This is a genomic window from Paenibacillus sp. GM2FR (assembly GCF_002803325.1).
Lineage (GTDB): Bacteria > Bacillota > Bacilli > Paenibacillales > Paenibacillaceae > Paenibacillus_AQ > Paenibacillus_AQ lautus.
Genome location: NZ_MKZM01000008.1, coordinates 2,779,439 through 2,794,993, shown reverse-complemented (window position 1 = coordinate 2,794,993; position 15,555 = coordinate 2,779,439). Strand labels below are relative to the sequence as shown.

The following is a 15,555-nucleotide window of genomic DNA, read 5'->3' as shown; positions in this document are numbered from 1 at the left end:
CCGAATGAAGAACACGATTGCAGATATTGCCAAAAAAGCCGGAGTTGCCAAAAGCACGGTCTCCCGTTTCTTAAACGGAGGTTCCGTCAGTCATGCGACACGCCAAAAGATTGAGCTGGTCATTCAGGAAACCGGCTATATTCCGAATTCGTTCGCACAGAGCTTGAAAGCGAAAAAAACCAACATGATCGGCACCATTGTGCCGCGTCTGGATTCATTCTCGGCATCGCAGACCGTTGCCGGCATGGATGAAGAATTAAGGAAACACGGTTATCAGCTTCTCATCATCAATGCAAGCCAGGATTTATCCAGGGAGATAGAAGCGCTGTATGATCTCGCTAGGCAAAAAATATCTGGCATCATTTTATTCGCCACCCAGGTGACGGAAACACATCTTGCCGCGATTAAAGAGATCAGCATTCCCGTCATTCTGCTCGGACAACAGCATAAGGAGGTCCACAGCATGATTTATAACGACCATGCCGCAGGCTATGACATGGGCCGATATGTGCTGTCCAAGGGACACCGTCATATAGCTTATATCGGTGTGACGGAAAAAGACGTTGCTGTCGGAGTTCAGCGGAAAGAAGGGTTTCTGAAGGCGTTAAGCGAGTATGACGGGGTGGAAGCGATTTTCTATGAAAGTGGATTTAAGATGGCGGATGGAGTTGCGGAGGCTTTGGCTATTTTTGAGCAAAACCGAACGATGCCTACTGCGGTGGTCTGCGCTACTGACAACATTGCGCTGGGCGTGATGAAAGCGGCGCACATGAGAGGCATTCATATTCCCAACGAACTCTCCGTTACCGGCTTTGGCGGATACGACGTAACCGAAGTGATTCATCCCGGATTGACAACCGTTAAATATGGATATTCCCAAGCGGGCCACCTCGCAGCTCAGCATATTATAAAGCTGGTCAACGACGAGCCTGTGGATTTCCTGACGGTCATGAATTGCGATATGATTCATCGGGAAAGCGTTGACAATCTAAATTAGGTATTTTATACTGAAAAAAAACGGAACCGGTTCCAATACTGTTTTTGCCTGGTATTGGAGCTGAGTTCATTATTTTTACCTCGAATTGGAACCGGTTCCACTGCAAGTGAATCAGGCTGGTGTTCACGCACAGCATGATCCGTTTGTTGCTATTAGAAAGCCCATTTACAAGGAGAAGAGACATGGACAGAGAACGGAAATACCGACGCCTGGATCAGGCCTCTCCCGAAGAGATTTCCTCCTTAAAGGAGCAAGCAAAACAAAGCGAATGGAGGCAGAGGTTTCACATACAGCCCATCATGGGCTTGTTGAATGACCCCAACGGATTTTCTTATTATAACGGGGAATATCACTTGTTTTATCAATGGTTTCCGCTGGGTACGTTTCACGGCTTGAAATACTGGTACCACACCTCCTCCAAGGACTTGGTGCACTGGCAAAACAAAGGCATTGCCATTGAGCCCGGGCACTCGTTTGACGCATATGGCGCCTATTCGGGAAGTGGGATCGTGAAAGACGACATACTGTATTTGATGTATACCGGGAACACCCGGGATGAGGGATGGAGCAGGCATTCTTATCAATGCATGGCGGTGATGGACCGCGTTGGCACCATTACGAAATTCGATCAACCGCTGATAGACCGTGTGCCGGACGGATATACCGAGCACTTCCGGGATCCGAAGGTATGGAAAGACGAAGACCTGTTCCGGTTCGTCATCGGCGCCCAGAGGGGTGATCAGACAGGAACGGCTGTTGTCTATGAATCACCGGATTTGCTGGATTGGACATGCAAAGGGGAAATCCAAACCCGTCTTGGATATTTCGGCTATATGTGGGAATGCCCCGATTATTTTGAACTGGAAGGACAGGGCGTGCTGCTGTTTTCACCGCAGGGGCTGAGTCCGCAAAACGACGAATTCCGGAACATTTACCAATCCGGCTACATCTCGGGCAAACCGCTGGATCGGGATACGCTGGAGTTTGAACACGGCCCCTTTTACGAGCTGGACCGAGGTTTTGATTTTTACGCACCGCAGACCATGCTGGATGAGAAGGAGCGGCGCATCATGGTAGGCTGGATGGGTTTGCCGGAGGTCGTCTATCCAACGGACTCGCATGGCTGGGCCCATTGTTTGACTCTTCCGCGTGTGCTCACTTTCCGTGAGGGCAAGCTGATTCAGCAGCCGGTCCCCGAGTTGGAAACGCTTCGTGGGACAGCCATGGAAGCAGCGGATACGTTATACAGCGAGGTGAAGAATTATACAGGGTTAGAAGGGACCGTATTCGAGATGATATGCGAGTTCCATGCGATCGAAGCGGACGTTGTCGGCATTGAATTTCGAGCCGGCGAAACGGAGCGCACAGTCATTTGGTATGACGCTGTCAGGCAGAAGGTTACACTGGATCGCTCATCCTCGGGTGCAACGATTGTGAGTGATTACGGAACGACACGAACCTGTATGCTGCATAACAAAGCAGACTCGATCAAATTCCATCTCTTTGTGGATATTTCTTCGGCAGAAGTGTTCGTCAATGATGGCCAAGAGGTGTTTACGAGTCGGATATTTCCCAAGGAGGACAGCCGTCATATTCGATTTTTTGCAAAGAACGGCAGCGCCGGCTTGAAGGTCACGAAGTGGGATCTTGCCCAAGCCGTAAAAGATATAGAAGGGGATGAATGAACATGGCAGCGGATAATCGGAAAATTGCAAGGCAGGTAGTGGAAGCCATCGGTGGCAGGGAGAACATTGCTTCCTTTGCTCACTGTGCTACGAGACTCCGAATTATGGTTCACGATCAGAAGAAGATAGACCAGAAGAAGGTCGAGAATATCGATAAGGTTAAAGGCGCTTTTTTTAACTCCGGACAATATCAAATCATTTTCGGAACAGGAACCGTTAATCAGATTTTTGAAGCGGTTGAATCGCTTGGGCTGGAGAGCACAAGCAAGGATGAGTTGAAGTCCGAGGCGAAAAAATCAGGGAATCCGTTTCAGCGGGCGATTCGTACGTTCGGTGACGTGTTTGTGCCGATTATCCCGATATTGGTCGCCACAGGTTTGTTCATGGGATTACGGGGATTATTGACGCAAGAAACCGTCCTGGCCTGGTTTGGAGCGGTACCGGATGATATCTCGCCTAATTTTCTGCTCTTCACCCAGGTACTGACGGATACGGCTTTTGCTTTCTTGCCGGCATTGGTGGCATGGTCCGCATTCAGGGTGTTCGGAGGCAGCCCCGTGCTCGGTATCGTGCTGGGTTTGATGCTGGTTAACCCGGCTCTTCCCAACGCTTACAGCGTGGCGAACGGTTCGGCCGAAGCACTCATGCTCTTCGATTTCATTCCGGTTGTCGGATATCAAGGCTCGGTCCTTCCAGCCTTCTTCATCGGACTCCTTGGCGCGAAATTCGAGAGATTTTTGAGAAAACGCATTCCTGAAGCTATTGATTTGATCGTTACGCCATTTTTAACCTTGCTCGTTATGATCGTCCTTGGTCTGTTCGCAATTGGACCCGTGTTCCACTCCTTGGAAGAGGTCGTGATGAACGTGACGACTTTCTTGCTGGAGCTGCCGTTCGGCATTGCGGGTCTTGTGATCGGCTTTTTTAACCAGATCATTGTGGTCACCGGTGTGCATCATATTTTTAACTTCCTTGAAATTCAGCTTCTTGAGAAGACGGGAAGCAATCCGTTTAATGCGATCGTGACAAGTGCCATGGCAGCGCAAGGTGCAGCTTGTCTCGCTGTCGGACTCAAGACGAGAAATAAAAAACTGAAGGCGTTATCCCTGCCATCAGCATTCTCGGCCATGCTGGGAATTTCGGAGCCTGCGATCTTCGGGGTCAACCTCCGTTACGTCAGACCGTTCGTTATCGCCTTGATCGGCGGCGGCGTGGGCGGTTTCATGGCTTCCATCTTCCAGCTTGAGGCTACGGGTATGGCGATTACCGTTATTCCGGGTACGCTCTTATACTTGAACAGCCAGCTTCCACTTTATATTTTGTGCAACGTAACCGCGATGGCTCTAACTTTTGTGCTGACTTGGCTGTTCGGATTCAATGATAAAATGCTCGACGAGGTTCGCTCGGAAGCGAAATAAAGACCACAGAAGAAGTCCGTCTGTTATAGGCGGGCTCTTTTGTCGTTAGATAAGAAAATTACAGCACATGCACGAAATGTTAATGCAGATGGTATTATTAATTCATCCATATTTGATATCGTGAAAACCGTGCACCGGCGCGGTTTTTATGCATGTTCGGAAAGCGTCCGAGCGACCTTGCTGAAATTATGGCTTGCTCTGAAATGCTTTTCATCATTTACAATAGGGGTACTGGCTAGCATATACGGAAGAGAGGCGAGTTTTCATTGAATAAAAAAATCATATTTTTTGATATTGACGGGACGCTGCTGGATCATGAAAAGAAGGTTCCAGCGACAACAAAGGAGTCTATTCGAGAGTTAAAGGAAGCCGGACACATCGTCGCCATAGCGACAGGGCGCGCCCCTTATCATTTTGAAGAGCTGCGGGAGGAGCTCGGGATCCATTCCTATGTTTGTTTGAATGGTCAGTATGTGGTTCATGAAGGCAAACCGATATATGGAAATCCATTGGCGCAAGATGCCTTGCAGCAGCTGACGGAGCAGGCCGTGGAGCTTGACCATCCGATCATATATGCCGGCAGTGAAGCCATGAAGATGAACGTAACCGAGCATGTTCATATCGATTCCAGCTGGGGAGAACTGAAACTTACGATTCCGGAATATGATCCCGAATATTACTTGGGCAGAGACATTTATCAGGCCATTGTATTCTGCACGGAGGATGAGGAAGCAGATTACGTAAAAAGATTCGATGGCCGGTTCGATTTCGTGCGCTGGGGCCCCTATGGAATTGACGTGTTACCGGCAGGGGGATCCAAAGCAAAAGGAATCAAACCATTAATTCAGCTGCTGCGTATCGATCTGGAGAATACCATCGCTTTTGGCGATTATCTGAATGATCTGGAGATGCTGGCATACGTAGGCCACGGCGTGGCGATGGGCAATGCGCCGGAGATGGTCAAGCAGGCGGCCAGACATATAACCCGCGATGTCGGTCAAGACGGAATACAATACGGACTTCGCATGCTCGGTTTGCTGGGCAAGGAGCCGCAGGAGATCGTGTAGTTTTTCGAAAGCGGCTGGTTTGACAGCGAAGCAACATCACTTGGAATGTGTAAATGAGATGAGAGTATATAAAAAGGTTATCTTATGGTCTGGGACTGTCCCGACTGTAGGATAACCTTTTTTACATGAAAGGGCAGGCCTCAACGTGGCCTGCTGCTTGGTTTAGCAGCCTTGCAACTTGTATTAAACGAAAAATAATAGTAAATAATTATTATTTGACTATATACATTAGTGTGTGACATACAGTATAATAATTTCCAGGAGATGATGATATGTCAGAGGATCAAGACATTCTACACAGTTTGGTGCAGGAGCTTCGGCGAGGAACCATCATTCTTGGTGTTCTCAGCCAGTTGTCGGAACCTCAGTATGGATATTCATTGGTGACCATATTGCAGGAGAAGGGGATCAGCGTGGAAGCGGGTACCCTGTATCCCTTGCTGCGGCGATTGGAGAAACAAGGTCTGCTGGATAGCGAGTGGGATACGAATGAAGCTCGTCCGAGGAAATATTACATCATAAGTCAGACAGGCAAGGATATATATCGGCAGCTCTACCATGAATGGAAGGATATGATGACAAGTCTGGAGGGACTTGTTGATAACAAGGGGGAGTCAGGTAATGGATCTGATTAACAGGTATATTTATGCGGTGACACAGAAGCTGCCCGAATCGCAAAGGGCCGAGATTGAAAAGGAGCTTCACGGACTCATCGAAGACATGCTGGAAGACCGGAGAGCCGGCGGTGAGATCGCAAGCATTGCAGATGTGGAACAGGTGCTGATCGAGCTCGGGCCACCCGGGGAAATGGCAGCAAGATACAGAGGGAGAGAGCGTTATCTCATTGGTCCCGGTTTGATTGACAGTTATTGGGCTGTTCTGCGGATTGTATTGTACTCGGTCGCCGTCGCTCTTGGTATCTTCTACATTGTTGATTTCTTTGCAAGCCCGGCTCCCACCGCCGAGAAGCTTCTGGAGTACTTCGTCTCCCTGCTGAGCGTGGGTATCCACGGGTTTGCTTGGGTGACCGTTATCTTTGCCTATATCGAATACCGCGGTGCACGCCAAGTCTCCAAAGGCCCATGGAAACCATCCGATTTACCTGCAATTCCGGAACCAGCCGATCGGATTAAACCGATCGAGCCGGTGCTGGGCATCCTGTTTACCGTGCTGTTCTTCGTCCTGTTCACGTTTTCCATTAATCTGATCGGTGTTCATCGATTCGATGAAAACTCGATCGCCATTCCGGTGTTTGAACAGGCTGTCTTTGCCAAGTATTTGCCGCTGATCTGGCTTCTTACCGCCTTCAGCATATTCAATGAAGCCATGAAATTAATCACAAGAAAGTGGACGCCGCAGCTCGCCGTCATGCATGTCATATTTAACGTCGCTTCCGTTATCGTTGCCGTGATCCTGTTCTCCGATATGACGATTTGGAATCCGATATTCATGGATCAGCTCGTTCAAGCCGGTCTCGTAACACCGGGAGATGAAGCGTATGAAACCGTAAAATCAATTTGGGATCGATCCAGGGACGGACTCATTTACATCATTGTGGTCATTACCCTTATTGATACCGTATCTGTCGTGATGAAACGGTTTCGGGGAAAGGAAGGAAATACGACGTTAACCAAGTAAAAATAAAAGTGTTGAAGCAAAGAGTATCCCAAAAGATCTTGGATCTGGCGGGATGCTCTTTTTTGTTGTTAGGAGACACCATAGGAAAACGAATCGTTCCTCATCCACTTTTGCCGCCATTCGCCATTAACGAGGACAACCTCCCTTGCGTCACGGTCTACTTACAAGGTTGGCTAGACCATGAACGACACGAAGTAAAATGGATAAGCATAGGATAAGGGGCGACGCAAATAATTTTTTTGACAAAAATGTGAATGATATGTGTCAAAATTATGTACAATGGTGTTATAATAAGGTAAGAGCTAAATGAAAACCCTTACAGAATGAACGGAGCTGATTAATATGAAATACGCGATCCATTACTCTACAAGAATGAAAGACGTTATTTTATTTTCCTTTGTCATTAGCATTATCCTGTTCCAGGTAGCGACCTTGACCGAATATTCCTATCCTGTTCTATTCTATATGCAGATGGCGGTGAACGTCGTTGTTGTTGCGGCACTAGCTATTGAAGGGTATGCCCGATTGGTGAAACGGGAAGTGAATATTCAGGAGACTTCGGATACGATTACAATCAATGGCGTAGAGATTCATGTGGACCAGATACGTGAGATCAAGGTTTCCGGATGCCATAAAGCCGCATTCCAAATAAACCTCAAGGACAAGAACGTGAATCCAAAGTATTGCTGCTTTAAATTTGAAGAGAAAAATTGCGAAGGGATTCGGAGTCTTACGCGTTGGGCCGAGCGGAACCAGATTTCCGTGCGTAAGGTCGGACCGCAAACCCGTTCCGGTTTGGTTCTCTCATCTAACAATTAATATGCCGAGTTTATATCAATGATATAGAAGCACCTGAACCTTCGATGAATGGGGTCAGGTGCTTCTTTGTTTTAGTTGGAGATGTATGGTGTTTTCTGGATATATGCACTTATGCGTAACTGAGCAAGTAAATATGCTATGACCGTTTGTTATTTTCGTCCCGGAATAAGCATGGGCCTGAAATCTGGGCCCGTACTTTATGTTCTGTTCATTAATAAGCAGGCGTTCCTTGTTACGTTTGCAGCTTAGCTGCTGCAGCCGCCCCCGCAGCCACTTCCGCAAGAGGACCCGCTGCTGCAGGATGAACCGCTGCTGCAAGAGGATCCGGATCCATCGCCTGAGGACCCATCACCCGAATCCGATCCGCCGGACCCGCATGCCGAAGCGTAGGTACAGGAGGAACTGCTGTTGTTTTTATGAAGCTCGCGCTCATCAGGGATCATATGGTCACCAAATTGTTCCGGTGTGTTCCAGGCAAAATAGACGGCCGCTGCCAGGAGCACATCACTATTTCGGAAATTGACCTGCTTCTCATGACGCGCCGGATCTTCTTGGGCGGTTCGAACCCGATCCTGCAGATCCTGGATGATAGCATCAATGGCCGTACGCGCTGCAGGGATCTTTTCATAGGTCCAGGCATTAAAGCGCTTCTGTCCATGATTCACGGTGAAATGACGGGAAGTGCAGACCTCCAGCTCTTCGCGCGGCAGCGGGACGCGGAAGAAAGCTCCCCATAGTTTGGCGCTGTATTCATGCCAGCCGAATAATTGTACATATACCGTATCAAACCACGCGCGTTCATTCGGAATCGGTACATGTTCGCTACCGGTGTTTGGGGCGTGGTGAAGCATTTTACCAAGAAAGCGTTCCGAGAATTGTTGGTACTCGTATGTATACATCAGCATTTCATGCCATACTTCATCCACGTCTTTGCTGAACATCGGGACACGATCCAGCACGGCGCACATGATGAAGAACCGTTTGAGCTCCTGCCATCTCCATTCATACTCCTGTTCGGACAGATTCGGATGCTCACTCATCACTCGCTGCTTCAGCATGTTCTGATAGGTGTAGGGCAGCGCAGCTTCCAGTCTCCCGACAAGCTCACTCGCCGGGCTTCCCGCTTTGACGATCGGCGGCAGCTCGGGTATCTTCCCGAGGCCAAGCTTATTGCCTTTAGGCAGCTGCTGTCCGCTGCTTCTGCGTAACGAGCGTTTCACGAAAAAAGAAATAATCCATACATCCACCACAATGAATAATATAATCAGTATCCAGGTTGTTGAGTTCATAACATGTTCCTCCTGTCTTTTTAGTGTTCGGAGGTCGGCTTATAATTTCTCTCCTGAGTAAATTATTGCAAATGTCATGAGTGTTGGCAATTGAAATTGGAGAATCGATTATAACTTGAACATGGGTGCTTCTTTATGATACATTCCGTGTGTGTCTAGCGTATTTTTTTCATGTAGATATGTCTTGATGGATGGCAATTACGTTTACTTTAGGAGCATACATATGTTAACAGGTTGGAAACTATCCGTATTAGGTATTATTATTGTAGGCATTACCGGCATCGTTGCATCTATTACCGGTCTGATCGAGCCTGGCCGGGCGGTTGCGCTCTTCGTGGTATTCGTACTGTTTATCGGGGCGCTGGAGCTGCTGGAACGAATCAAGAGCCGCAGAAAGAAGAAGGGGGAAGTGCGATCTTCCAAATAAAAAAGCAAAGACAGCAAGGAGGGCGCTTGTGAATTGGGTAGCCGTACAGCCATACTACAAAATCAACCGAGTTGTGGATGGCATCGAACAACGAACGGAAGAGCAGGGGCGGGAGATGTTCCTGTACGAGGATCGAATCGTAACGAAATACCGGGAGTTCCCGATTAAGCAGGTGTTTGACCTGTCGTATCGGCCGATGGGAGACGGCGGGGGTTTCTTATACTTGCACACCCAGCAAGGCGTGTATTCGTACACGGTGAAGGATGATCCGGGTTCTTTCATATCGGCATTTAAAAATCTCTAATGGCATGATCCATAATAAAACTGGTCTCAGGTCCAGTTCATATCCTCGCCTACAGCACGTTTGCGAAAGCCACGTTGTCATATAAGCTGATACTATATTCTAGGGACGGATTAGGGGGACAGGGGTGGATACGCTATTAGATTTTATTGAACAGATCGGGCACTATGCATTATTCCTCGTATTGTGTCTTGGATTGGTCGGTCTTCCTGTGCCTAATGAAGTCGTGGCAATGACAGGCGGAGCGTTAGCGGCATCCGAAATTTTAACGCCGTTTCCGTCTTTTATCATGACGTTTCTTGGCGTGTGCTCGGGATCGACGGTAGGTTACATGCTTAGCCGCTTTACCGCGAGCAAGCTGTTAAACCGCGTAGGGGAAAAGTCGAAAATACGCCAGTTTCTCGATGTATCCGAACGGTTGACCCGCCAGTATGGCAATTACGCCATATGCATCAGCGCTTTTTTGCCCATCTTGCGCAACGTGACGCCCTATGCGGTTGGCATGAAAGGGATGCCGTATCGCCGATTTGCGATGTATTCGTATTCCGCGTCCTTTGTATGGACCATCGGTTATTTCTCTTTGGGCATGTTTGTCGGCGATCAGGTCGTCGATCATATTGGAGTACTGATTAACCGGTACGGATACTATGCAGCGGGAATTGTTGCGGTGCTTGCTGTCATCCTGATCATTTCGTGGTTGATACGAAGAAATAAACGAAGCAAAGAGGAGAATACTGAAATCCAAATTCACGGATAAACGATACTGATCCATGGGTTATGGCTGATCCGGTAAGGGGTCGGGTGATTTGCGAATGATTTTCACATATTCCCGGGGAGAGAACCAGGGAGATCCATCTAGGGAAGTCTGCATTTGATATACGCCGTTTGGCGGGTTATCCTGTCGGTAGACGGGCTGCGTGCGAATATGGGTCACGATGGCCGCCGCCAATACCACGAGAAAGATGAAAGCGCAAACAGCCGCTTTTTTGATCATCATGGGAACCACTCCTTTACATACAGTGATTTCCCAACGGACCTCTTTTCATTCCAAGATACCTTTGACAAAGCTTTGATCTCAAGATATACTGATTTTCAGTGTGATTCGAAAAAATACCATATGGTTTTACCTGGAGGAGCCTGCCATCAACGGGCTCTTTTTGTGTTTTTTTGGACTTATGCCTAAATAATGGGGAAATACTACTAATGAAGGAAAAATCGGACTATAGGAGGAGTAGACTTTGTCTTTGCTGCACATCGCCGTAATGGCACCTTTTATTGTAGCGCTTGTAGTTATGCTGACTTACAAGCTCATTGGCCGTGTCCACACCGGGTGGGTCATTTTGCCGGTACCGGTTGTTCTGTTCGCCTATTTTTTAGGACTTATCCCAACCATTCAGGGAGGTGAACAGCTTCAAGCCGTTCTGGAATGGATTCCAAGCGTGGGAATAAACTTTACCGTTTATTTGGATGGATTAAGTTTAATTTTTGCACTTTTAATATCCGGTATTGGTTCACTCGTTGTACTGTACTCCATCTTCTACATGGATAAGAACAAGGAAGCGGTCCACAAATTCTACATTTATCTGCTTCTGTTCATGGGCGCCATGCTTGGGGTTGTGCTCTCCGATAACCTGATGGTGCTGTACGGCTTCTGGGAACTGACAAGTATTTCGTCATTCCTGCTGATTGCATTCTGGCATCATCGGGACCGCTCCAGATACGGAGCATTAAAATCCATGCTGATTACCGTGTTTGGCGGACTTGCCATGTTCGCAGGGTTTATCCTTTTGTACATCATGACGGGTACCTTCAGCGTGCGGGAGATCGTGGCGAATGTGGGGAGCATTGCAGGAGACGCGCTGTTTATCCCAGCCATGATTCTGATCCTGCTGGGGGCATTCACCAAATCCGCGCAGTTCCCATTCCATATCTGGCTGCCGGATGCGATGGAAGCACCGACCCCGGTTAGTGCTTATCTGCACTCCGCTACGATGGTTAAGGCCGGGATCTATCTGGTTGCCAGGTTTAGCCCGGTGTTTGCCGGGCAAGCTTCCTGGTTCTGGATCATTGCAATTACGGGCTTGACCACGCTGATCTACGCTTCGATCCGTGCGATCAAGCAGACGGATCTGAAAGCACTGCTGGCATTCTCCACCATCAGCCAATTGGGGCTGATTATGAGTTTGCTCGGTCTTGGCTCTGCCGCAGCTTATTATGGAGGCGGCGTGGACACGCTGCTCTACACCAAAGCGACGACGGCAGCCATCTTCCATTTGATGAACCATGCCATATTCAAGGGCGCTTTATTTATGGTCGTTGGCATCGTGGATCATGAGACGGGCACACGGGATCTGCGGAAGCTCGGCGGTCTGATGTCGCTCATGCCGATCACGTTTACCGTGGCCGTCATTGGAGCTTTTTCCATGGCCGGTCTGCCTCCGTTCAACGGATTCCTGAGTAAAGAGATGTTCTTTACGGCGGTCGTTCAAGCGTCTCAAATGAATTTCTGGAATGGTGAGACCTGGGGCGTGCTGATCCCGGTCGTTGCCTGGATCGCCAGTGTGTTTACGTTCCTGTACAGCATGATCCTGGTCTTCAAAACCTTCACCGGACGCTTCCAGCCTGAAAAACTGGAGAAGAAGCCGCACGAAGCACCGCTGGGGATGCTGATTCCTCCGGTCATTCTGGCATCGCTCGCCATCGTGTTCGGTCTGTTTCCGAACCTGCTGTCCCATGCACTCATCGAACCGGCGATGGCCGCGATTCATCCAGGGCTCCTCGCGGCAGAAGATCGTTTTCACGTGCATATCGAGATGTGGCACGGCTGGACAACGGAGATTTTTATGACCATCGGCATCATTGTTCTCGGTACCGTTCTGTATAAGCTTCACGGCAGAGCACGTATATTGAATACATCGCTAACGAAGCGATGGACATTGAACAAGCTGTATGACGGGGGATTGCGGGCCCTCGAAAGAGGCGGCGAAACGCTGACCTCAACCTACATGACAGGCTCGCTCCGTCATTACGTGATTTATATTTTTGTGTTTTTCATTGCCGTTCTTGGCGGGGGACTTCTGCTGGTCGATCATATTGGATTTGATATGACGGACTACGCACCGATGTCCTTCTATGAGGCCGTTGCCATCCTCGGCCTGGTGATCCCGGTCATTGCGCTGCCGTTCGTCCGGACACGTCTGATGGCGATCATATTAACCGGTGCTGCCGGCTACATGGTGACCTTGTTCTTCGTTCTGTTCCGGGCTCCGGATTTGGCGTTGACTCAGATGGTCGTCGAGACGGTATCCGTCATGCTGTTCCTGCTATGTTTCTATCATCTGCCGAAGCTGAAGCGGGAGAAGGTGCCAATGAGCCTGAAGTGGAGAAATCTGCTCATATCGGTAGGCGTCGGTGCTGTCGTAACCTTGATCGCGCTGGCCGCAAGCAGCGGCAGAACCTTCGACTCCATCGCGGATTACTTCATTAAAGAGAGCTACCACTCGGCAGGCGGTAAAAATATCGTCAATGTCATTCTGGTGGACTTCCGCGGATTTGATACCTTGCTTGAAATTACGGTTCTTGGCATTGCATCCCTTGGGATATATGCCTTGATCAAAATCGATTTGGGTGAAGGGATTCTGGGTGAGCGGGATCGTTATGAAGGGGCATATCTGCCCAACAGCAATGATGTCATTCTTCGAACCATATCCAAGGTGGTTATCTTTATCGTGGTAACCTTCTCCTGGTTCCTGTTCAACTCGGGACATCATGAGCCGGGCGGCGGATTTATCGGAGGGCTGATGACTGCTGCCGCACTGGTTCTGTTATCGATGGCTTTCGGCATGGATATGACCCGAAAGATCGTGCCCTTCGAGTTCCGAAAGGTTACGGCGGCGGGGCTTGCCATCGCACTGCTTACGGGGATCGGCTCTTTTGCCTTTGATGCACCGTTCTTAAGTCATTCCTTCGGTTACTTCAACCTGCCATTGCTCGGGGAAACCGAGCTGGCTACTGCGGTTCTCTTCGACCTCGGCGTCTATTTGGCCGTCGTTGGCGTGACGATGACCATCATCAATTCGATTGGGAGGGATAACTGACCATGGAACTATATATGTCGCTTGCCATCGGGATCATATTTGCGGTTGGGATATACCAGATCTTATCCAAAAGCTTGCTGCGGATTATTCTCGGTACTTCACTGTTAACCCATGGGGTCCATCTACTGCTGCTTACCATGTCGCGGCTGAAGACCGGTGCTGCTCCGCTGCTTGGCGAGAAGGCTTCCTCTTACGTTGACCCGGTTCCACAAGCGTTGATTCTGACATCCATTGTCATTAGCTTCGGCGTCACATCGTTCTTCTTCGTACTGGCGTATAAAGCGTATCAACGCTTGGGCACGGACAACATGGAGGAGCTAAGGGGGATGGATGATGAATAATGTAATTGTTCTGCCCCTCCTTATTCCGCTGGTTACAGCCGTTATTCTTATTTTCTGCTCCAAGTACGTCCGCGCACAGCGCTGGATCAGTGTGGTCAGTGTCATACTAAACCTGCTTGTGGCGTTGTTCATTGTGAATCAGGTAAACCACGAAGGCATTCAGACGCTTTATATGGGCGGATGGCTGCCGCCGTATGGGATCGTGTTTGTAGCCGATATGCTCGCGGCGCTGCTGGTGCTTACGACGTTGATTGTGGCGGCTGCCTGTCTGTTCTATTCCTTTCGGAGTATCGGGGAAGAGAGAGAGAAGCATTACTTTTATGCCTTTTTTCAATTTTTGCTGGCCGGCGTGATCGGATCGTTCCTGACAGGGGATCTGTTTAATCTGTTTGTCTGTTTTGAGGTCATGCTGATCGCTTCCTACGCCTTGATCGTACTGGGCGGCACCAAGCGGCAGCTGAGAGAAACCCTGAAGTACATGCTGATTAATATTATTTCATCCACCCTGTTTGTTGCAGCCGTTGCTTATTTGTACGGGACGGTTGGCACGCTGAATATGGCGCATCTATCCCTGCGTGTGGCGGAAGTACAGCAGGATGGAATTTTGTCGGTCATCGGCCTGTTGTTCCTGATTGTATTCGCCTTGAAGGCGGGCTTGTTCCTGTTCTTCTGGCTGCCTGGCTCCTACAGCGCACCTCCGGCGGCCGTTACGGCTTTGTTCGGCGCGCTGCTTACGAAGGTTGGGTTATATGCGATTATCCGAACCTTTACGCTGATCTTCCATCACGACACCGGCGGCATCCATGTCGTCATCGGCTGGATGGCCGCAGCAACGATGATTCTGGGCAGTTTGGGCGCGGTTGCGTATAAGGATCTCGGACGCATTCTGAATTACAATATCATCATCAGTGTTGGCTTCATCGCCTTTGGTGTGGCTGTGGCCTCCTCCGACTCCTTGAACGGAGCCGTATTCTACTTGATGCATGACATGATTGCAAAGGCACTGCTCTTTATTCTAGGCGGTATCATCATGGCTCGCGCAGGCACGAACAAGCTGAGCGAGATGGGCGGGCTGATGAAGCGCCATCCCTTGGTGGGATGGATGTTCTTTATCGTTGCCCTGGCGCTGGTCGGCATCCCGCCCCTTAGCGGATTCCTAGGCAAAGTCCTTATCGTCCGCGGCGGATTGAGCGAGGGTCATTATGTGTTAACGGGACTGGCACTGGCATCAAGCTTGGCGGTATTGTATTCCCTGATCAAAGTGTTTATGGGGGCATTCTGGGGCGAATCACCTGGACAGCAAGAATCGAAACCGGTTAGAATCCACAGAACAGCTTATGCGGCAGCTATCGGGCTAACGGTGATGGTGATTGTCCTTGGGGTGGGCTCGGAGTGGATTTATTCCTATACCTCTCAAGCAGGCGCCGTATTATCCGACCCATCACTATATATTAACGCTGTATTAAAGGAGTAGTG

Annotated in this window: 15 protein-coding genes; 13 read left to right on the top strand and 2 right to left on the bottom strand. The window is 49.3% G+C overall.

Annotated features, from left to right (window positions below):
* Nucleotides 1-4: 4 nt before the first annotated feature.
* The 7 genes from PAEVO_RS12395 to PAEVO_RS12365 all read left to right on the top strand — a co-directional run bounded on the left by PAEVO_RS12395 (nt 5) and on the right by PAEVO_RS12365 (nt 7,624).
* Nucleotides 5-997 (top strand): LacI family DNA-binding transcriptional regulator, encoded by a 993-nt coding sequence (locus PAEVO_RS12395; protein ID WP_100537823.1) that lies wholly within the window; start codon nt 5-7, stop codon nt 995-997.
* A 182-nt stretch (nt 998-1,179) separates the two neighbouring features.
* The gene (locus tag PAEVO_RS12390; RefSeq protein ID WP_100537822.1) at nt 1,180-2,682 is read left to right on the top strand and encodes a glycoside hydrolase family 32 protein; all 1,503 of its coding nucleotides are present in this window, start codon (nt 1,180-1,182) and stop codon (nt 2,680-2,682) included.
* On the top strand, nt 2,679-4,100 hold the full coding sequence (locus tag PAEVO_RS12385) for a sucrose-specific PTS transporter subunit IIBC (protein WP_100537821.1): 1,422 nt from the start codon (nt 2,679-2,681) through the stop codon (nt 4,098-4,100). The genes PAEVO_RS12390 and PAEVO_RS12385 overlap by 4 nt, the downstream gene beginning before the upstream one ends.
* Before the next feature lie 266 nt (nt 4,101-4,366).
* Nucleotides 4,367-5,167 (top strand): Cof-type HAD-IIB family hydrolase, encoded by an 801-nt coding sequence (locus PAEVO_RS12380; protein WP_100537820.1) that lies wholly within the window; start codon nt 4,367-4,369, stop codon nt 5,165-5,167.
* A gap of 272 nt (nt 5,168-5,439) precedes the next feature.
* Nucleotides 5,440-5,802: a PadR family transcriptional regulator gene (locus PAEVO_RS12375; protein WP_100537819.1), complete on the top strand. Its 363-nt coding sequence runs from the start codon at nt 5,440-5,442 to the stop codon at nt 5,800-5,802.
* Nucleotides 5,789-6,805 carry a hypothetical protein gene (locus tag PAEVO_RS12370; protein ID WP_100537818.1) on the top strand — a complete coding sequence of 339 codons (1,017 nt, stop codon included), beginning with the start codon at nt 5,789-5,791 and terminating at the stop codon, nt 6,803-6,805. The genes PAEVO_RS12375 and PAEVO_RS12370 overlap by 14 nt, the downstream gene beginning before the upstream one ends.
* A 342-nt stretch (nt 6,806-7,147) precedes the next feature.
* Complete coding sequence (locus PAEVO_RS12365) at nt 7,148-7,624, top strand: hypothetical protein (protein WP_100537817.1); 477 nt, start codon at nt 7,148-7,150, stop codon at nt 7,622-7,624.
* A gap of 245 nt (nt 7,625-7,869) precedes the next feature.
* On the opposite strand, the gene PAEVO_RS12360 is transcribed toward PAEVO_RS12365, so the two are convergent.
* A complete protein-coding gene (locus PAEVO_RS12360) occupies nt 7,870-8,913 on the bottom strand; it encodes a glycine-rich domain-containing protein (RefSeq protein ID WP_100537816.1) in 1,044 nt (347 codons plus the stop codon).
* Nucleotides 8,914-9,136: 223 nt separating this feature from the next.
* Here PAEVO_RS12360 and PAEVO_RS12355 point away from each other — a divergent pair, with 223 nt between their 5' ends.
* The 3 genes from PAEVO_RS12355 to PAEVO_RS12345 all read left to right on the top strand — a co-directional run bounded on the left by PAEVO_RS12355 (nt 9,137) and on the right by PAEVO_RS12345 (nt 10,398).
* Entirely contained in the window at nt 9,137-9,340 is a 204-nt protein-coding gene (locus PAEVO_RS12355; protein ID WP_100537815.1) for a hypothetical protein, read from the top strand.
* Nucleotides 9,341-9,368: 28 nt separating this feature from the next.
* On the top strand, nt 9,369-9,644 hold the full coding sequence (locus PAEVO_RS12350) for a hypothetical protein (RefSeq protein ID WP_071220365.1): 276 nt from the start codon (nt 9,369-9,371) through the stop codon (nt 9,642-9,644).
* Between the two features lie 124 nt (nt 9,645-9,768).
* On the top strand, nt 9,769-10,398 hold the full coding sequence (locus tag PAEVO_RS12345; RefSeq protein WP_100537814.1) for a DedA family protein: 630 nt from the start codon (nt 9,769-9,771) through the stop codon (nt 10,396-10,398).
* Nucleotides 10,399-10,416: 18 nt separating this feature from the next.
* Here PAEVO_RS12345 and PAEVO_RS12340 read toward each other — a convergent pair whose 3' ends face one another.
* Nucleotides 10,417-10,638: a hypothetical protein gene (locus PAEVO_RS12340; protein ID WP_100537813.1), complete on the bottom strand. Its 222-nt coding sequence runs from the start codon at nt 10,636-10,638 to the stop codon at nt 10,417-10,419.
* Nucleotides 10,639-10,879: 241 nt separating this feature from the next.
* On the opposite strand from PAEVO_RS12340, the gene PAEVO_RS12335 reads away from it, so the two are divergent.
* From PAEVO_RS12335 to PAEVO_RS12325, 3 genes are read left to right on the top strand one after another with little or no spacing between them, the layout of a single operon-like run.
* Entirely contained in the window at nt 10,880-13,738 is a 2,859-nt protein-coding gene (locus tag PAEVO_RS12335; protein ID WP_100537812.1) for a Na+/H+ antiporter subunit A, read from the top strand.
* Between the two features lie 2 nt (nt 13,739-13,740).
* Entirely contained in the window at nt 13,741-14,079 is a 339-nt protein-coding gene (locus PAEVO_RS12330; RefSeq protein ID WP_071220369.1) for a Na(+)/H(+) antiporter subunit C, read from the top strand.
* Nucleotides 14,072-15,553, top strand: a complete 1,482-nt coding sequence (locus PAEVO_RS12325) for a Na+/H+ antiporter subunit D (protein WP_100537811.1) — start codon at nt 14,072-14,074, stop codon at nt 15,551-15,553. The genes PAEVO_RS12330 and PAEVO_RS12325 overlap by 8 nt, the downstream gene beginning before the upstream one ends.
* Nucleotides 15,554-15,555 lie beyond the last annotated feature (2 nt).